Here is a 19,397-nt window from a genome sequence, read left to right as displayed (position 1 = left end):
ATGTGTACTGCCAATGCCTGCCCCGGGACTTCTTGAGTCATGTCGTATCGAGTGCAACAGGAAAGCGGCTACGCCATCGTGTGCCTGACGGGCGACGTCGACCTGTCCTGTTCGCCCGAAGCGCGCAAGACCATACTCGCGAGCCTGAGCCGCGGCCAGCACACGCTGGTGGACTTGAGCGCGGTGTCCTATATCGACAGTTCGGGCGTCGCGAGCCTGGTCGAAGGCTTCCAGACCGCGCGCAGAAAATCATTGCGCTTCGGTCTCGTCGGCGTCAGCGAGGCGGCCATGAGCGTGCTCGAGCTGGCGCGCCTCGACAAGGTCTTTCCCATCCACGCAACGCTTGCCGCGCGCCTCGAGGCGGATGGCTGAGGGCGCGCGGCGCCCGCTCGTCGCCGCGCTCGAGACCGTCGGCCGCGCCTCGCTCGATTTGATCGAGGAGTTCGGTTACTACCTCGCGCTGTGCGTCGAGTGTATCTACTGGCTGGCGTGGGGCACTTTGCGCCGCCAGCCGGTGCGTATCTCCGCCACCGTTCAGCAGATGGTCGAAGTGGGCCTGGCCGGCCTGCCAATCATTTTCATGCTGTCGTTCGCCATCGGCGTGATGCTGGCCATACAGGGCATCCATACCTTGAAGCAGTTCGGCGCCCAGACCCAGGTGGTGCTCGGCATTGCGCTGTCGGTGACGCGCGAGTTCGGTCCGCTCATGACCGGCATCGTGGTGGCCGGTCGTTCCGGTTCGTCGCTGGCGGCGCGCATCGGCACCATGAACATCAACCAGGAGATCGATGCGCTGCGCGTGATGGGCATCAACCCGGTGCGCTACCTGGTGGCGCCGGTGATGGTCGCGATGCTGATCATGATGCCGCTGATGGCCTTGTTCGCCGATTTCGCCGCACTGTTCGGCGGTGCGCTGTTCTGCAATCTCGAACTCGGCTTGAGCTACCGCGCGTTCTGGGACCAGTCCGTCGACTTCCTCGCGGTCGACGACATCATGCAGGGGCTGGCCAAAAGCGGCGTATTCGCGCTGGTGGTGGCGTTGGTCGGGGTCAGCAACGGCTTTTCCGTGGTGGGCGGCGCCGAGGGGCTGGGTCGCGCCACCACTCGCGCGGTGGTGCTGTCGATCTCCTACATCGTGCTCGCCGACATGCTCTTCACCTATTTCTTGAATCGCGGATGAGCGCCGCCATCGAGGTTCGCGAGCTGGTCACCCATTACGGGGCGCGGCTCATACTCGATCAGGTCGATCTGACGGTCGATAGCGGCGAGATCATGGTCATCATGGGCGGCAGCGGCTCGGGCAAGAGCACCTTGCTGCGACACCTGCTGGGGCTGAACCAGCCGACCAGCGGCTCGATCAAGCTGCTGGGGCAGGACATCACCACCGCCACCGCCGCCGAGATGCATGCCCTGCGCAGGAACATGGGTGTGTCGTTCCAGGGCGGCGCGCTGTTCGGTTCCATGAGCGTGCTCGAAAACGTCATGCTGCCGTTGCGCGAACACACCGCGCTCGACGAGCAGACCATGGCCATCATGGCGCGCATGAAGCTCGAAGTGGTGAGCCTCGGCGGGCTCGGGCATCTGCTGCCGTCGCAGTTGTCGGGCGGCATGATCAAGCGTGCGGCGCTGGCGCGTGCCATCGTCATGGATCCCAGGCTGCTGTTCTTCGACGAGCCCTCGGCCGGGCTCGACCCGGTGGTGTCGGCCGAACTCGACGAGCTCATCTTGAAGCTGCGCGACAGCATGCGCATGTCGATAGTGGTGGTGACCCACGAGCTCGAGAGCGCCTTCAAGATCGCCGATCGCATCACGGTGCTCGATCGTGGCAAAATCCTGCTGACAGGCACGGTGGCGGAAGTCCGGAATTCCTCCAACGAACGGGTCCAGGATCTTCTCAACCGTCGGCCACGCCAGGAAGTAATCGATGCCGATGCCTATCTGCGCCGTTTGACGGGGGACTGAATGTCGCGGAGGCGTCGACGCAGGACAGCATGAAGCGGGACAACATCAATTACCTGATGGTCGGCAGCTTCGTGCTCGCGATGGGCGTGGCGCTGGTCGTGCTGCTGTTCGCGGTCACCGGACGCAGCGGCCCGACCGACACCTACTACGTGATCTACGACAACGTGGCCGGGCTCAATTTCGGCACCGGCGTGTTTTTCGAGGGCTATCGTATCGGCCAGGTCGAAGCCATCAGCCCCGAGCCGCAGGCCGCCGGCATGCGCTACCGGCTCGATCTCAGCGTGCGGTCGGGCTGGAAGATCCCGAGCGACAGCGTTGCCACCGTCGCCGCCACCGGCCTCATCTCCGCGGTCACCATAGATATCCACCAAGGCCAGGCCGCCACCGCGCTGCGGCCCGGTGATGTCATCGATGGCCGTGCGCAGACCGACCTGTTCTCGGTGCTGAACCAGGCGGCGAGCGATTTTCGCGTGCTGTCCCAGGAAGGCCTGATGCCGGTGCTGAAAAATCTCGACACGCGCATCAGCACGGTGACCGACGAGATCCTGAAGTTTCGCCATGACGATCTGACGCCGCTGGTGACCATGCTGCACGAACGCCTCGACAAGGAGGTACTGGGCGGCACCATCTCCATCATCAAGCAACTGGATGAAAGCGCGCGCGGCCTCACGTCGATGTTCGGCGCGGCCAACCAGGCCCATGTCAAGGACATCCTGACCCACGTCGACGGCGTGGCGGTCAATCTCAACGAACTGGTCACGCGCGTCGAGACCAGCCGTGCCCAGGCGGACAAGCTGCTGGTGGCATTGGACCAGCTGGTGGCCGACAACCGCGGCGGCGTCGACGCCAGCGTGAGCTCGGCCCAGGTATCGATGCGCGAGCTGCAGCGGGCCCTGAAGACCGTCAACGAGCACCTGGCGCAGATCCTGGTCAATCTCGAAGGCGGCAGCCGCAACATGAACGAATTCGCGCGCACCATCCGTGGCAATCCCGGGCGCCTGTTGCGCAACGCCGAAACCAGCGAGCCGGGGCAGCAGTGAGGCGTACACCGCGCATCGCCGCGCTGGCGCTCGGCCTGTCGGTCCTGGCGGGCTGCGGTGGCGCACCGCCCAAGGACAGCTTCTACCGTCTGCCGGTGTTCGAGGCGGGCGACTCGATGGCGCCGGTCGACTCCGGGCCCATCATCTACATTCCGCCCTTCGCTGCCGACGGCCTGCACGGCGAGCGTGCGCTGGTGTATGCGCATGATGATGGCACGACGCTCGAACAGTACACTTACCACTATTGGGCCGACAGTCCGCGACTGATGCTGCAACAGGCCCTGGCGGCGCGCGTGCGGGGGACACGGCGCGTCGTCACTACGCCGAGCGCGGAGGCGCGCTACACCCTGCGTGGCCGCATCGACCGCCTGGACGTCAAGGGTACGGCCAAGGGCGCAACGGCCGAGGTCAGCCTCGAGTTCGAGCTGTCTCCCGTCGATACAGATGTGCCGGAGTTCACGCGCAGCGTGAAACGCAGCGTGGCGCTCGGCGATGATCGCACGAGCGCGCGCGCCGCGGCGCTGGCGGCCGCGGCCGAGGACGCGCTGGCAAGCTTTGTCAGCGATCTGAACACGAATTGGGGGCACCCGACCGGCGCGCGAGCCACGGTCCGGTGAGCGAAGAGCAACGGTCGCGCAGCCATCACGGCTGCGGGCTGACGGGCGCGGGCCCGAACTTGAGGAGCGCGGGGATTGGGGGCGATACTCGGTAAACTCAAAGACAACTGGGCCCGCGTCGCGATGAGCGCCGCGGTGCTGGTGCTGTTCCTGGTTCACGCCACCGATACCTGGCGTTTCGAATTCATCGAACAGATGGAGAACCTGGCCTACGACAGCCACCTCGAATTCACCATGCCGCGCACGGTGGACGACAGTGTGGTGATCGTCGACATCGACGAGGCCAGTCTCAGCGCCGAAGGGCGCTGGCCGTGGTCGCGCGACAAGCTTGCTCATCTGCTGGACCGCCTGTTTCAGCAGTACAAGGTCAAGCTGGTCGGCTTCGATATCGTGTTCGCCGAGCCCGACGAAAGCTCGGGCCTGAAAACTCTCGAGCGGCTGGCCAAGAACGATCTCAACGCCAACCAGGACTTCGTCAATCGCCTCGACGTCATCCGTCCGCAGCTCGACTACGACGGCATCTTTGCCGAGACCATCCAGAAGTACAACGTGGTGCTCGGGTACTACTTCAACTTCGACAATGAAGAGGAAGTGGCGAAGATTGGCGCACTGCCCGAGCCCTTGTTCGACAAGTCCGACTTCCAGGGCAAGGCCGTGCAGTTCCTGACCGCGACCGGCTACGGCGGCAACATCAAGGCCCTGCAGGCCAGTGCCCTCGGCGCGGGGCACTTTACCCAACAGCCCGATCGCGACGGCGTGGTACGGCGCGTGCCGATGCTGGTGCGCTACGACGACCACTATTACGGCTCACTGTCGCTGGAGATGGTGCGACGGGTACTGGGCGTCGATGCCATCACCACGCGTTTCGAGAAACCCTTGTTCGAGGCGCGCGGCTACCCGGGACTCGAATGGTTGCTGGTCGGCAACGCCGGCGTGCCGGTCGACAAGAACGTCAAGACCCTGGTGCCGTTCCGAGGTCCCAAGGGCAGCTTTCACTACGTACCCGCCACCGATGTGTTGAACGGCAAGGCCGATCCGGCGCTGCTGAAAGACAGGATCGTGCTGGTCGGCACCAGCGCACCGGGCCTGCTTGACCTGCGCGCCACGCCGATGGAAGAGGCGTATCCCGGGGTCGAGGTCCACGCCAATCTCATCGCCGGCATTCTGAACGGCAAGATGTTGGAATTCCCGGCTTACACCATGGGGGCGGAAGTCCTCATGCTGCTCGCCGTCGGCATCGGCATGATCCTGGGCGGCGTTCTGTTGAGCCCGCTCAACACCACGCTGTTCACCTTCATCGGCATCCTGGTCTACATCGCCTTCAACCACCTGGTGTGGACCATGGGCCACACCGTGCTGCCGCTGGCGTCGGGCATCATGATGGCCTTGACCATGTTCCTGCTGCACATGTCCTACGGCTATTTCGTCGAGACCCGCGGCAAGCGCCAGATCACCGGACTGTTCGGCCAGTACGTGCCGCCGGAACTGGTGGACGAGATGGCCAAGGCGCCGACCCAGTATTCGCTGGCGGCCGAGAGCCGCGAACTGACGGTGCTGTTTTCCGACGTGCGCGGCTTTACCACCATTTCCGAAGGACTGTCGCCCGCGGACCTGGCCGACCTCATGAACCAGTTCCTGACGCCCATGACCGAGGTCATCCATCACTGTCGCGGCACCATCGACAAGTACATGGGCGATGCCATCATGGCGTTCTGGGGCGCGCCGCTCGCCGACGGCGAGCATGCACGGCATGCGCTCGAGGCGGCGCTGGAAATGATCGTCAAGCTCGACGACATCAACGCCCAGTTCAAGAGCCGCGGCTGGCCCGAGATCAACATCGGCGTGGGCTTGAACACCGGCCTCATGAACGTCGGCAACATGGGCTCGTCGTTCCGCATGGCCTATACCGTCATCGGCGACGCCGTGAACCTGGGCTCGCGTCTCGAGGGTCTGACCAAGAAGTACGGCGTGCGCCTCATCGTCAGCGAGACCACCAAGGACGCGGTACCGGAATATGCCTACCGCGAACTGGACCGCGTGCGAGTCAAGGGCAAGGCCAAGCCGGTCGCGATCTACGAACCCCTGGGCTTGCTCGAGCAGCTCGATCCGCAGTGGAAAAAGGAACTGCGCCTGTTCGCCGAGACCATGCGCCTGTACCGCGCTCAGCAGTGGGACACCGCCGAGCTGAATTTCGTCAACCTGCAGCGCGGCTCGAAGTCACCGGCGCTGTACAAGGTCTATGCCGAACGAGTCGCGCATTTCCGCAACGCGCCGCCGCCGGCGGACTGGGACGGTGTGTTCGAGCACGAGAGCAAGTAGCGGCGAATTTTCTCGCACCGTCGTGAACAGTCAGGCTGAAGCCTGACCCACAGAAGAAGAGCCTCCTTGTGGGTCGGACTTCAGTCTGACACTCCATTGCAGGCTGCCGGGCGTCAAGCCGGTCCCAATGTGCGAATGAATTCGCACCTACGGGAGCGAGCCAGCGGGGAGGGGATGACGCCCCCGCCGCGGACGCGGCGAGGGCGGAAGAGCGTTACTTGACGAGGCTGAATTCCATCTTGATGCCGGCCAGTTCGATGATGTCACCGTTCTTGATGGCATAGGCCTGCGGGCCTATCGGGGTGTTGTTCACCACCGGGAAGTTGTCGTTCTTGCCGTCGCCTTCGATGTGGGTCAGGAAATAGCCCTGCGGGCGGCGCGAAATCACCGCCACCTGGGTGCCGGGCTTGCCGAGCGTGATGAGCGCCTTGGTCAGCTCCAGTTCCTTGCCGGCAATCGGCCCGTTCAGCACATGCAACTTGGCCAGCGGCATGCCGCCGCCGGGCACCGGCGCGATGGGCGCCACGCGCGGCGAACCGCCGGCGGTGTGGTCCATGGCCGGCGCCGGCGCCTTGGCGGCGGCCTTCTCGACGGCCTTGGCGGCCTCGACGGCGGCGCTTGCCGAGCCGGGCCGGATGATCATGGTCTTCTCGAATTCTTCGTCGTCGGCGGTGGCGTGCTCATTGATGTACTTGAGCTCGTGCTTGCCGAGACCGATCACGTCGCCGTTACGCAACGCGTGCTTCTTGACCAGCTTGCCATTCACGTAGGTCCCGTTCGTACTGCCGAGATCTTCGAGAAAGGAGTCGTCGAGAATCGTGATGATGAGTGCGTGCTTTCCGCTGACGGCCAGGTTATCGATCTGGATATCGTTGTCGGGCTTGCGGCCGATGGATATCCGTTCCTTCCCCAGCTGGAATTCCCCCTGCACCGCCCCGTTCATGCTCAGAACCAACTTCGCCATTGTTCTGTCCTATTCAGCTGCCCTTTTTCAGAAAGCTATTGAATCTAGCCATGATGCCCGCCTGCCCATTGGACGGGTTCTGCGGTCGTACCAGCACAACGGATACGTTGTCCTTGCCGCCATTTTCGTTCGCCAGTCGGACCAGTTCAGTGGCCGCTTCGCCAAGATTAGCACTATATTTACTTAGGGTTAAGTGAATTTCTTCATCATCTACCATATCATTGAGGCCGTCCGAACAGAGCAGGTAGATCTCGCCCGCCTGGCGGTCCTGCTCCTGCACGTCCACCTCGACCGACTGCTCGATGCCCAAGGCCCGGGTGACGAGATTCTTGGGGGTGTTCTCGGCGGCCTCCTCGGGGGTGAAGAATCCGCGGTCGATCAGCTCCTGGATGAGCGAGTGGTCGCGCGTAATCTGCTTGAATTCATTGCCGCGCAGGCGATAAACCCGCGAATCGCCGACGTGCGCGATGCTGACCTTGTCACCGTGATAGAACACCACCACCACGGTCGTGCCCATGCCCTGGCATTGGGGTACCTCTTGGGCGGTGCGGAACACCTCGGCATTGGCCTTGGCCACCGCGTCGCGAATGACCAATGTGGCGCGGCTCAAGCCCGAGTCGCCGACCTTGCTGTTGGCGTTGCCGTTGGCGAGCCCGGCCCGGACCTCGTTCAGGATCAGCTGAGCGGCGATGGCGCTGGCCACTTCTCCGGCCTTGTAGCCGCCCATGCCGTCCGCCACCACCGCCAGTCCCAGGGCCGTGTCGGTCACCGCGCTGTCTTCGTTGTGCGGCCGCTTCAGACCGGTGTCTGAAATGTTCGCGACTTCGATGATGCCCTTGCCCACGGTCACTGGTCCTTGATGTCAGGCTGACTGGGTTTGTTTGGCGCAGCGTTGAATGTCGCGCGCCATGTCCGCGCCGGTCTGGTAGCGCTTGGTCGGATCCTTCTCCAAGGCGCGGTCGATGATGGCCGATACGCAGGGCCGCTGCTTGGCCAGTTCCGGCCGCAGGCTGGTGACTTCGATATGCGCTTCGTTGGCAATCTTGTACATGAGGGTCGCCATCGAATCCCCCTGGAAGGGCAGCTTGCCGGTGATCATCTGGTAGAACATCACCCCCAGCGAGAACAGGTCCGAGCGGCCGTCGACCTTCTTGCCCGACAGCTGTTCGGGTGACATGTACGACGGCGTGCCGAGCACCATGCCGGTCTTGGTCTTGCTCGAATCCGTGATGCGCGCGATACCGAAGTCGGTCAACTTGACCTGCTTGGAGTCGGGCTCGTACATGATGTTGGCCGGCTTGATGTCACGATGCACGACGTTGTGCTTGTGCGCGTAATCGAGCGCCATGGCGGCCTTGAAGATGATGCCCATGACCGTCGGCAATGGCAGCAGGGTGTCGGGCTTGGTGTAGCGCGCCAGATCGTGCCCGGCCAGGAACTCCATGGCGATATAGGCCAGATCGTGTTCCTCGCCGACGTCGTAGATGCGCACGATGTTGGGCTGGTCGAGACGGCCGGCGGTCTCCGCTTCGCGGAAGAAGCGTTCCTTCACTTCGGTCAGTTCGTTGGCGTCGAATTCCTGCGACAGCGCCATGGTCTTGATCGCCACCACGCGGTTGATCTTGGGATCCTTGCCGAGATACACGACGCCCATCGCGCCCTTGCCGAGCTCCTTCTCGACTTCGTAGCGGCCGAGCATGGGCTTGGAGATGCTGCCATCGAGCAACATGGTGCTGGCGGCCGAGGCCGCCGCCGCCGAGCCGCCGATGATGACGGTGTCGTTGAGCTGCTTGGCGCGATTGACCTTGTTGCGGATGTCGCGGAAGTTCGGGTCCTTGGCGGCGATGTACTCGTAGGCCGCGCCGGCCTTGTTGAACTGGCGCTTGCGCTCGAAATCTCCGGCCAGGATGTACACCGCTTCCAGCAGGCTCTCGTCCACCGGGCAGCGACGGAAATACTCCAGCGCCATGTCGAGCTCGCCTTCCTTCTGGAACTTGAGCGCGAGCTGCTTGTTGCTCTGCGCCGAGTCGTAATCGAGACGCCGCTTGGTCGCCTCCGTGACCAGGAAACGCTTGGTGGTGAGCAACACATGGCCAATCACCAGCAGGGTCGCCGCGCCCATGAGCTTGAGCCAGATGGCCTGCGACGCCATGAGGCCAATCTCGGTCGCGAATACCACCACGAACAGGCCGAGGCTGATGAGCGCCGCCGGGCCGGCATTCAGTTTGGGCAGCAAGGCTATGAGGTAACCCGCGACCAGGGCCAGGATCAGCAGTTCCGTCAAGGACGCCCACGAGGGTGAGACGAAGAAGTTCTCGTTGAGGATGCTGGCGACGGTGTGCGCCATGATCAGCACCGGGCCGCTGACGTCGCCGAGTGGCGTGTAGAGCGTCGAGCCGACGCCGAAAGCGGTGGCGCCGATCAGGACGATTTTGTCCTTGAAGTTTTCCATCGGCACGGCGCCCTGCTGGACGTCGTAGAAGGAGTACACGTCGAACGGCGGCCGGTCGCCCTGGCGCTTGCCGTAGAAGAAGGTGTTCATGTTGAGATTCAGATCGGTCTTGATCTCGAGATTGCCGAGCTGAACGCTGTCGCCGAGATTGACCTTGATGTCTTCGGCCTTGAGGTTGTGGTAGGCGGCCGCGACCATCAAAGACTGTGACGGGTAGAACGCGCCGTAATACTCGACCACCAAGGGTTCGAAACGGATACCGCCGTCGACGTCGGGTGGCGTCAACAGGTGGCCGATGCCGCGCGCTGCGCCACCGATGACCGGGATCGGCGAATTGGCGAGGATGGTCTGGATGGGCATCGGGAAGTCGCCGGTCGGGTCGACGACCTTGTCTTCCTTGATGGCGTTGTGCAGCACGTAATCGGGCAAGGCCTTGTCCGGCTTGCCAACTGGCTCGCCCGGTGTGAACTGCATGCCGAGTACGACGTTGCCGGCCTGCTTGAACGAATTGCCGAGCACCGTGTCGGTGTCGAGCGCGAGTTCGGCGGCGGAGAATTTTGCGTTGAGCGCGTCGACCGAGGCACCGGCCTGGGCCAGCTTCTCGGTCTCGGAACGGAATTCTCGTATCCAGTCGAGGCCCGGCGGTACTTCCGGCTCGGAATAGAAAATGGTCGAGCCGATGGTCTTGGTGCCGGCGGCCGTGAGCTTATCGATCATCGCGGCGTGGACCTTGCGCGACCACGGCCAGCGGCCGATGTTCTGGATGCTCTTGTCGTCGATGGCGACCACCACGACCTTGTCGCCGGGATCGCGTGACGAGACCTTGACGCCAAGGTCGTAGGCGTCCCGTTCTATGCTTTCCAGCACAGGCGCACGCCCCCACCAGGCGATGAAAAACACGAAGGACAGGGCGGCGCCGACAAACCAGTCGGATTTCCAGAACGCTTTATTCATCCGGTCATCAGGTCTAGCGAGTCAAGTAGATTCGCCATGTTACCTTCCTTTGTATCGAGAAAATAGGCAGATAGGACGGCGTTTTAAGGCTGATCGCAGGAGTCGGCGACGGCCTCGCGCGCTTTGTCTATCACTTGTTTGTGCTCGGCTTCGCCCAGCACCCTGCGCTCGCCCTGCGGCGTGTACTCGTACATCACGTTGACGCGCTCCGCGGTTTGCCGCCGCGCCTTGGCGCGCATGCAGGCCTGTTCGCGTTGCTCGTCTTCCGCCAGCGCGGCGGCGCGGGATGCCTCGCGCGCCTCGCGCTCCTTCGCATAGCCGTCGAGTACCTGCTTGAGCCGCTCCTGGCTGTGCTCATTAGCGGCCGCCGGCGCCGCGCTCCGTATGGTCACGCTCTCGGCATGGGATTGGGCCGCGGGCGGGCGGTCGCCGAAATGCAGGTGGCCATCGGCATCCCGCCATTTGTAGACCTCGGCGGCACAGACGGGGCCAGTCACCGTGAACAAGCCGGATAGCGTGGCCGCTGCACTCAGCTGTGCCAGCAACGACGCTGCCCGCCTGGGTGTTGGCCGCCGGACAGGCGCCAGGCGCGGGTAGGCTGGGCGAGGTGCTGAGTCGGGCGCGGGAAAATTTCCCGAGTGCTTGCCTGCCGTCACCGTGTCGCGCTCCGTCTTATGCCCTTAAGTCTTTGTCGCCAAAGTGTAAAACTCCATAGCGGCGGCACTCGGGACAAATTTGAGCGGGACACGTGGAGATGGCCAACTAGGCACACGGTGCGTATTCAGCAACGCACCTGCCGCCGCCAGGGATGGCAGCATCCACATCGATACGGGGTGGGGATAGGCGGCGGACCAGGGGTCGTCCAGGGACGGGCGGCTCCTGGTCCACTTTACTGCGCGTCTGGCCGCGCGCGATGCAGGCGGCCGATGTGCATGTCAGCGTTCGAGCAGGTCGAGCTTGCCGGGCTTGCCTTTCCAGTCGTCGGCATCGCCGGCCGGGTCCTTCATTTCGCTGATCACCGGCCATTGCTTGGCGAGTTCGGCGTTCAGACCCAGGAATTGCTGTTCGTCGTCGGTCAGGTCGTCCTCCGACTTGATGGCCTCGGCCGGGCATTCCGGCTCGCACAGCGTGCAATCGATACACTCATCCGGGTCAATCACGAGCATGTTCGGGCCTTCGTGAAAGCAATCGACCGGGCATACCTCGACACAGTCCGTGTACTTGCACTTGATACAGTTTTCTACAACAACAAACGTCATGGCTGCTCTTCGTCAAATTCGGAGGGCCGCATTATATCTGCGTGTCGCGCGCTGCCAAACACTTCATGAGCGCTCGGCCAGGGCGCGCAGGCGATAGAGCGCGTCCAGCGCCTCGCGCGGCGTCAGGGCATCGGGTTCGAGTGCACGCAGCGCCTCGAGCGCCGGATGGGGGCGCTCGAACAGCGGCAATTGCGGCAGTTCGGCATGGCTGGCCCGCGAGTGGCGTTGCTCGAGGGTGTCGAGCAGGGCGCGCGCGCGGGCGATGACGGCGTTCGGCACGCCGGCCCGTCGGGCCACCGCGATGCCAAAGCTGCGCGAGGCTGGCCCCTCGCTGACGCTGTGCATGAACACCACGTCCTCGCCGTGTTCCAGCGCATCGAGCCGCACATTGGCGACCGCCGGTACTTCGTCGGCCAGCGCCGTCAATTCGAAGTAATGGGTGGCGAACAGCGTGAAAGCCCGGTTGCGCGCAGCAAGGTGCTCGGCCGCCGCCCACGCCAGCGACATGCCGTCATAGGTGCTGGTGCCGCGACCGATCTCATCGACGATGACGAGGCTCATGGCGGTGGCGTGATGCAGGATGTTGGCGGTCTCGGCCATCTCGACCATGAAGGTGCTCTGGCCGCCGGCCAGGTTGTCGCCGGCGCCGATGCGCGAATAGATGGCGTCGATGGGCCCCAGCAGGGCGGACCGCGCCGGCACGAAACTGCCGATGTGGGCGAGCAGGGTGATGAGCGCGGCCTGGCGCATGTAGGTCGACTTGCCGCCCATGTTGGGGCCGGTGATGAGCAGCAGGCGGCGTTCGTCGTCGAGTTCCAAATCGTTCGCCACGAACGGCGTGTGCTGGAACTGTTCGACCAGTGGATGGCGGCCGGCGCGGATGCGCAGGCGCGGCTCGGTGCAGAACTCCGGCGCGCACAGCTGCAGGCTTTCGGCGCGCTCGGCGAAGCTCGCCAGCACGTCGAGCTCGGCGAGTGCCGCGCTGGTGTCCTTCAGGCCGCGCACTTCGGGCAGCAGCTCTATCAACAGGCTCTCGTATAGCTCGCGTTCGCGGCGCAGGGCGCGATCGGCGGCCGTCAGGATATGGGTCTCGAAGCCTTTCAGCTCCGGCGTGATATAGCGCTCGACGCCTTTCAGGGTCTGGCGCCGCGTGTAGTCGGCCGGCGCGCGCTCGGCCTGCGCGCGGCTGATTTCGATGTAATAACCATGCACGCGGTTGTAGCCGACCTTGAGATTGGCGATGCCGCTGCGTTCCCGCTCACGCTGTTCGAGCGCGACCAGGAAGGCATCGGCATCGGCGCTGGCGTTGCGCAGTTCGTCCAGTTGGCTGTCGTAGCCCGGCGCCAGCACGCCGCCGTCGCGGATGAGGTGGGGCGGCGATTCGACCAGCGCGCGTTGCAGTCGCGCGCGCACCTCGGGCATTTCGTCGATGGCATTGCGCAGCGCATCGAGGCGCGGGCAGAGATCCGCCAGCAGCAGGCCGCGAATGTCGGGCAGCGCGACCAGCGCATCACGCAGGCGCGCCAGGTCGCGCGGCCGCGCGGTGCCGAGCGCGATGCGGGTGACGATGCGTTCGATGTCATGCACGCGTTTCAGGGATGTGCGCAGGCTGGCCACGTCGTGGCGGGCCATGAGCATGGCCACCGCCTGCAGGCGCGCCCTGAGCGTGCCGTGATCGCGCAACGGCCGCTGCAGCCAGCGGCGCAGGAGGCGCCCGCCCATGGCGGTGCGCGTGGTATCGAACACCGCGACCAGCGTATGCGCCTCGTCGCCGGACAGCGCGCGGGTGATCTCGAGATTGCGGCGCGTGGCCGGGTCCAGGTGCAGGGCATCGCGGGGATGTTCGACCGCCATGCCGAGCACGTGCGCGAGGGCGCCGCCATGCATGTCCTGGCTGTAGGCGAGTACCGCGCCGGCGGCCGCGATCGCCAGGTCCATCTCAGCGCAGCCGAAGCCGTGCAGGCTGCTGACGCCGAATTGCCCGGTGAGGCGCCGCTGTGCGGCCGCGATGTCGAAGCGCCACGCCGGCACGCCCTGGGCGCGCGCCGCCCACGCCGCCGGCAGGTGTGCGCGCTGGTCGTCCGCGACCAGCAGTTCCGCCGGCTGCAGACGTTCGAGCTCGGCTTCCAGCGCCACGGCGCCGTCGGCCTCGCACACCAGGAAGCGCCCGGCGCTGACGTCCAGCCAAGCCAGCCCGCAGCGTTCACCGCCGAAGCAGAGCGCGGCCAGCAGCGTGTCCTGTCGCGCTTCGAGCAGCGATTCGTCGGTGACCGTACCGGGCGTCAGGATGCGCGTGACCTTGCGCGCCACCGGCCCGCGCGACTCGGCCGGGTCGCCTATCTGCTCGCACACGGCGACCGACACGCCGAGTTTCAGCAGCCGCGCCAGGTAGGGATCGGCGGCATGGGCCGGCACGCCCGCCATCGGGATCGGCTGACCGTCACTCACACCGCGCGCGGTGAGCGTCAGGTCGAGCAGCTGAGACGCGCGCCGGGCGTCGTCGAAGAACAGCTCGTAGAAATCCCCCATGCGATAGAACAGCAGGATATCGGGATGCTCGGCCTTGATGCCGAGATACTGCTGCATGACGGGCGAATGGGCGGCTTTATCGGTGGCCATGGCGAAAATTAAGGTCGGCACGCCCTGTGACGCGCGCGCGTACGTCCCTCGAAACGATGCGGTCGCGGGGCGCGACCGTGGGGCGCTATGGTAGCGCGGCGGCCGCGCCGGCGCGCGAAGGACTTGAAATCACCGGGCCGCGACCATAGTTTGCCCGCCTCATTCACGCGACCGCAGAGGACACCATGGCGCTCGATACTGCCAAAGAACAACGGGGCTTCCAGTCGGAGGTCACCCAGCTGCTCGATCTCGTCATCAATTCCCTGTACAGCAACCGCGAGATCTTCTTGCGCGAGCTGGTCTCCAACGCCGCCGACGCCGCCGACAAGCTGCGCTTCGCCGCGCTGTCCGATGACAGCCTGTACGAGAACGACGGCGAACTCGCCATCGAACTCGAATTCGACGCCGAGGCGGCCACCATCACCATTCGCGACAACGGCATCGGCATGACCCGCGACGAGGCCACCGAGCACCTCGGCACCATCGCCAAGTCCGGCACCCGTGAGTTCTTCGGCAAGCTGTCGGGCGATGCGCGCGCCGATTCGCAGCTCATCGGCCAGTTCGGCGTGGGCTTCTACGCGGCCTTCATCGTCGCCGACAAGGTCACGGTCACGTCGCGCAAGGCCGGCCACAAGAACGAGGAAGGGGTGCGCTGGGAATCAGAGGGCAAGGGCGAGTTCACGGTCGAGACCGTCACCGCCAAGCGCCGCGGCACCGAAATAGTGTTGCACCTGAAGGACGACGCCAAGGATCTCGCCAACGAGTATCGCCTGCGCGAGATCTGCAAGCGCTACTCGGACCACATCTCGGTGCCGATCAAGATGCAAAAGACCGGCGAGGAGAAAGGCTGGGAGACCATCAACCAGGCCACCGCGCTGTGGCGCCGCTCGAAGAACGAGATCTCCGACGAGGAATACAAGGAGTTCTACAAGCACGTCTCCCATGACTTCAGCGATCCGACCAGCTGGCTGCATTCCAAGGTCGAGGGCAAGAACGAATACACCACGCTGTTCTACCTGCCGGCGCGCGCGCCCTTCGACCTGTGGGACCGCGAAGTCAAGCACGGCGTCAAGCTCTACGTGCAGCGCGTGTTCATCATGGACGACGCCGAGAAGCTCATGCCGCGTTACCTGCGCTTCGTGCGCGGCGTGATCGACACCAACGACCTGCCGCTCAACGTGTCGCGCGAGATCCTGCAGCACAACAAGACTCTCGAGACCATCCGCAGCGCCTCGGTCAAGAAGGTGCTGGGCATGATCGAAACCCTCGCCGAGGGCGACAAGTACGCCGAGTTCTGGCAGGCCTTCGGCCGCGTGTTGAAGGAAGGCGTAATCGAGGACTACGCCAACCGCGATCGCGTCGCCAAGCTGCTGCGCTTCGCCAGCACCCACACCGATACCGACACCCAGGATGTCAGCCTCGCCGCCTACCTGGCGCGTATGAAGGAAGGCCAGGACGCCATCTATTACATCGTCGCCGATGGCTTCTCGACCGCGCGCAACAGCCCACACCTCGAATACTTCCGCAAGCAGGGCATCGAAGTGCTGCTGATGCACGAGCCCATCGACGAGTGGCTGGTCACGCACCTGTCGGAGTTCGAGGGCAAGCCCTTGAAGTCGGTCGTGCACGGCGACATCAAGAGCGAGGATGAAGCCGACCAGGACAAGCAGCAGGACGAGCAAGTCAGTCCCTTGTTGAAGCGCATCAAAGGTGCGCTCGATGCGCGCGACGAGGACGTCAAGCGCAGTCAGCGCCTGACCAGTTCACCGGCCTGCCTGGTGTCTGCCGATGCGGCCATGAGCGCCAACCTCGAGCGCCTGCTGAAAGCCGCCGGCCAGGACGTGCCGGCCGCCAAGCGCATCCTCGAACTCAACCTCGAGCACCCCATGATCAAGTTCATGGACGACATGCAGGACGAGCAGCAGTTCGCCAACTGGGCGAGCCTGTTGTTCGAGCAGTCGATACTGGCCGAAGGCGGCAAGCTCGACGACCCGGCGGGCTTCGTCAAGTGCATGAACGACGTGGTGCTCGAACTGGTCGTCGTGCGTGGCTGAGGGCGCGACGCCGGCCACGGCGCGCGCGCTGATTGACGATGCGGCCCGGCGCTTTCATGACGCCGGCCTGTATTTCGGACACGGCACGGACAACGCTCTCGACGAGGCGGCGTTCCTGGTGCTGCATGGTCTCGGCCTGCCGCCCGACGCCGGCGATGCGCTGCTCGACCAGGCGGTGACGACCGAGGCCTGCGCGGCGGCCGAGCAATTGGTGAGTGCGCGCCTGGCGCGCCGCTGTCCGGCCGCCTATCTCACCCACCGCATGTGGTTCGCGGGCCATGAGTTCTATGTCGATGAGCGCGTGCTGGTGCCGCGCTCGCCGCTTGCCGAACTCATCGGCCAGCAGTTCGCGCCATGGCTTGCGCCGGACGGGGTCAAACGCATCCTCGACATCGGCACCGGCAGCGGCTGTATCGCGCTGGCCTGCGCCCTGGAATTTCCCGACGCCGAGGTCGATGCGACGGATCTCAGCGCCGACGCCCTCGCGGTGGCCGACATCAACCGCGCGCGCCATGGTCTCGAGTCGCGCGTGCGGCTGTTCGAAGCCGATCTGTTTCCGCCCGCGGGACGCACTTACGATCTCATCGTCAGCAATCCACCCTACGTGCCGGCGCCACGCAAGAACGAACTTCCCCAGGAGTATCTCGAAGAACCGGCCCTGGGCCTCTACGCCGGCGACGAGGGCTTCGATTGCGTCGACGGCATTCTCGCGCGCGCCGCCGAATACCTGGCGCCGGGCGGCGTGCTGGTGGTCGAGGTGGGCGAGATCGCCGCGGCCGTGGATGCGCGTCATGCCCATCTGCCCTTGACCTGGCTGGAGTTCGAACACGGTGGCGAAGGCGTGTTCGTGATCTCGCGTGAAGACCTGGTGGCCGCCAGCCATCGATGACGCGCGCGGCGCATGGTGGCAAGCCTGTCCGGCGAGTTTGCCTGCTAGAATACCGCCATGGCCGGTAACACGATTGGTAAACTGTTTTCTCTTTCCACCGCGGGCGAAAGCCACGGGCCGGGCTATGTCGCGATCGTCGACGGATGCCCACCCGGCCTCGCGCTCAGCGAAGCCGATCTGCAACATGATCTCGACAGGCGCAAGCCCGGTCAGTCGCGCCACACCACGCAGCGACGTGAAGAAGACAAGGTGCGCATCCTGTCTGGTGTGTTCGAAGGCCGCACCACCGGCACCTCGATTGGCCTGTTGATCGAAAACACCGATCAGAAATCCAAGGACTACTCCAACATCCAGGACAAGTTCCGTCCTGGCCATGCCGATTACACCTATATCCAGAAGTACGGCGTGCGCGATCATCGCGGCGGCGGACGTTCCTCGGCGCGCGAGACCTGTATGCGCGTCGCGGCCGGCGCGATCGCGAAGAAATACCTGCGCGAAAGCTGCGGCGTCGAAGTGCGCGGCTACCTCGCTCAACTTGGTCCCTTGCGTCTCGCCTGCGAAGATCTTGCCGCGGTCGACGGTAACCCGTTTTTTTGCGCCGAGCCGTCGCGTGTGCCCGAGCTCGAAGCCTACATGGACGCGTTGCGCAAGGAAGGCGATTCCATCGGTGCGCGCGTGACGGTGATCGCGACGGGTTTGCCGCCCGGCTGGGGCGAGCCGGTGTTCGACCGCCTCGATGCCGATCTGGCCAAGGCGCTCATGAGCATCAACGCGGTGCGCGCGGTGGAGATCGGCGACGGCTTCGCGGTGGTCGAGCAGAAGGGCAGTGCGCATCGCGATGCGATGTCGCCGCGCGGCTTTGCCAGCAATCACGCCGGCGGCATCCTGGGCGGCATTTCCACCGGCCAGGACATCGTCGCCAGCATCGCCTTGAAGCCGACCTCCAGCATTCGACTGGATGGCGACACCATCGACATGAACGGCGACGCGACCTCGATAGTGACGCTCGGGCGCCACGACCCGTGCGTCGGCATACGCGCGGTGCCGATAGCCGAGGCCATGGTGGCGCTGGTCCTCGTCGATCACTTCCTGCGCCAACGTGGACAGAACGCCGACGTCGAGGTGCGTACTCCGGTCATCACCCGCGATTCCTCGTGCTGAGTAGTGACGCGCATGGCGTCTGAAGGCGAAGCCGGCAGCGTCCGCGCCAGCGTCGACGAGCCGGCGGTCGCGGCGCTGGTCGCGCGCGTCAAGGCGGCGAGCGCCAACGCCACGCCGCTGCGTATCCAGGGCGGTGGCAGCAAGTCGTTTTACGGCCGCGTCCTGCATGGCGAGCCGCTCGATACGCGGGCCTTGAACGGCATCGTCGCTTACGAACCGACCGAACTCGTCATCACCGCCCGCGCCGGCACGCCGCTCGCCGATATCGAACACACGCTGGCGGCACAGAACCAGATGCTTGGTTTCGAGCCGCCGCACTTCGGCGGCGGCGCCACCCTTGGTGGCGCGGTCGCCAGTGGCCTGTCGGGCCCGGCGCGCCCCTACCACGGCGCCGCCCGCGACTTCGTGCTCGGCGTCGACATCATCGATGGGCGCGGTGAACTCTTGAGTTTCGGCGGCCAGGTCATGAAGAACGTCGCCGGCTTTGACGTCGCGCGTCTGCTTGCCGGTTCCCTCGGCACGCTGGGCGTGATCGTGCAGGTGTCGTTGCGTGTGCTGCCGCGGCCGCGCGTCGAGCGCAGCCTGTTGTGGCGACTCACCCCCGAAGAGGCGCGGCAGCGCATGACGGAACTCGCCGCGGCGCCATGGCCGATCACGGCCATGTGTTACGACGGCGAGCTGCTGCGCCTACGTGCGTCCGGTAGCGAAGAAGCGGTTGGCCATGCCTGCGCCGAACTCGCGCCCGATGTGGAAAGCGATGCGCTCGATTACTGGCGCGACCTGCGCGATCTGCGCCTCGGTTTCTTCTTCGACGACCCACGGCCCGTGTGGCGCATGAGCCTGCCGCCGGTCGCGCCCGACCCGCAGGATGTCGGCCCGGTGCTGCACGATTGGGGCGGCGCGCAACGCTGGCTGCATGGCGCGCTCGATGATCCACGGTTGCGCGAACATGCCGCCGCGCTCGGTGGTCATGCGACCTGCTTCGCGGTCAGCGATGCACCGTTCGCGGCGCCCGCCGCACCGCTGCGCGCGCTGATGCAGCGGGTCAAACGCGGGCTCGATCCGCAGGGCATATTCAATCCCGGCCGACTCTACGACTGGTTATAA

The 19,397-nt window shown here is 64.9% G+C and carries 16 protein-coding genes; 10 read left to right on the top strand and 6 right to left on the bottom strand.

Annotated features, from left to right (window positions below; translation table 11 throughout):
- Positions 1-39: 39 nt before the first annotated feature.
- The 6 genes from IPM80_16295 to IPM80_16270 all read left to right on the top strand — a co-directional run bounded on the left by IPM80_16295 (position 40) and on the right by IPM80_16270 (position 5,938).
- Positions 40-372: an STAS domain-containing protein gene (locus IPM80_16295; protein ID MBK8959931.1), complete on the top strand. Its 333-nt coding sequence runs from the start codon at positions 40-42 to the stop codon at positions 370-372.
- On the top strand, positions 365-1,180 hold the full coding sequence (locus tag IPM80_16290) for an ABC transporter permease (GenBank protein ID MBK8959930.1): 816 nt from the start codon (positions 365-367) through the stop codon (positions 1,178-1,180). Before IPM80_16295 ends, IPM80_16290 begins: the two co-directional genes overlap by 8 nt.
- On the top strand, positions 1,177-1,962 hold the full coding sequence (locus IPM80_16285; GenBank protein MBK8959929.1) for an ATP-binding cassette domain-containing protein: 786 nt from the start codon (positions 1,177-1,179) through the stop codon (positions 1,960-1,962). The genes IPM80_16290 and IPM80_16285 overlap by 4 nt, the downstream gene beginning before the upstream one ends.
- A gap of 29 nt (positions 1,963-1,991) precedes the next feature.
- A complete protein-coding gene (locus tag IPM80_16280; protein ID MBK8959928.1) occupies positions 1,992-3,002 on the top strand; it encodes an MCE family protein in 1,011 nt (336 codons plus the stop codon).
- On the top strand, positions 2,999-3,619 hold the full coding sequence (locus tag IPM80_16275) for a membrane integrity-associated transporter subunit PqiC (protein ID MBK8959927.1): 621 nt from the start codon (positions 2,999-3,001) through the stop codon (positions 3,617-3,619). Before IPM80_16280 ends, IPM80_16275 begins: the two co-directional genes overlap by 4 nt.
- 123 nt (positions 3,620-3,742) lie before the next feature.
- Entirely contained in the window at positions 3,743-5,938 is a 2,196-nt protein-coding gene (locus IPM80_16270; GenBank protein MBK8959926.1) for an adenylate/guanylate cyclase domain-containing protein, read from the top strand.
- Between the two features lie 214 nt (positions 5,939-6,152).
- On the opposite strand, the gene IPM80_16265 is transcribed toward IPM80_16270, so the two are convergent.
- The 6 genes from IPM80_16265 to mutS form a co-directional block, all read right to left on the bottom strand.
- Positions 6,153-6,902, bottom strand: a complete 750-nt coding sequence (locus IPM80_16265; GenBank protein ID MBK8959925.1) for an FHA domain-containing protein — start codon at positions 6,900-6,902, stop codon at positions 6,153-6,155.
- Between the two features lie 13 nt (positions 6,903-6,915).
- On the bottom strand, positions 6,916-7,734 hold the full coding sequence (locus tag IPM80_16260; GenBank protein MBK8959924.1) for a Stp1/IreP family PP2C-type Ser/Thr phosphatase: 819 nt from the start codon (positions 7,732-7,734) through the stop codon (positions 6,916-6,918).
- 30 nt (positions 7,735-7,764) lie between these two features.
- Positions 7,765-10,308: a CHASE2 domain-containing protein gene (locus tag IPM80_16255; protein ID MBK8959923.1), complete on the bottom strand. Its 2,544-nt coding sequence runs from the start codon at positions 10,306-10,308 to the stop codon at positions 7,765-7,767.
- An 83-nt stretch (positions 10,309-10,391) separates the two neighbouring features.
- Entirely contained in the window at positions 10,392-10,853 is a 462-nt protein-coding gene (locus IPM80_16250; GenBank protein MBK8959922.1) for a DUF4124 domain-containing protein, read from the bottom strand.
- 390 nt (positions 10,854-11,243) lie between these two features.
- Complete coding sequence (locus IPM80_16245; protein MBK8959921.1) at positions 11,244-11,567, bottom strand: ferredoxin family protein; 324 nt, start codon at positions 11,565-11,567, stop codon at positions 11,244-11,246.
- A gap of 63 nt (positions 11,568-11,630) precedes the next feature.
- Complete coding sequence (gene mutS, locus IPM80_16240; protein MBK8959920.1) at positions 11,631-14,186, bottom strand: DNA mismatch repair protein MutS; 2,556 nt, start codon at positions 14,184-14,186, stop codon at positions 11,631-11,633.
- Between the two features lie 185 nt (positions 14,187-14,371).
- Between mutS and htpG the strand changes: the two genes are divergently transcribed.
- The 4 genes from htpG to glcE are packed head-to-tail and all read left to right on the top strand — an operon-like array spanning position 14,372 to position 19,397.
- Positions 14,372-16,240, top strand: coding sequence for a molecular chaperone HtpG (htpG, locus tag IPM80_16235; GenBank protein ID MBK8959919.1), 1,869 nt, complete (start codon positions 14,372-14,374; stop codon positions 16,238-16,240).
- A 28-nt stretch (positions 16,241-16,268) separates the two neighbouring features.
- Entirely contained in the window at positions 16,269-17,129 is an 861-nt protein-coding gene (gene prmB, locus IPM80_16230; GenBank protein MBK8959918.1) for a 50S ribosomal protein L3 N(5)-glutamine methyltransferase, read from the top strand.
- 57 nt (positions 17,130-17,186) lie between these two features.
- Complete coding sequence (gene aroC / locus IPM80_16225; protein ID MBK8959917.1) at positions 17,187-18,290, top strand: chorismate synthase; 1,104 nt, start codon at positions 17,187-17,189, stop codon at positions 18,288-18,290.
- 12 nt (positions 18,291-18,302) lie between these two features.
- A complete protein-coding gene (gene glcE, locus IPM80_16220; protein MBK8959916.1) occupies positions 18,303-19,397 on the top strand; it encodes a glycolate oxidase subunit GlcE in 1,095 nt (364 codons plus the stop codon).

The sequence above is a fragment of the Pseudomonadota bacterium genome (genome assembly GCA_016719885.1).
In the GTDB taxonomy this organism is placed as follows: Bacteria; Pseudomonadota; Gammaproteobacteria.
Note: the sequence above shows the minus strand (reverse complement) of the source record. Positions and strands in the feature narration are given on the sequence as shown.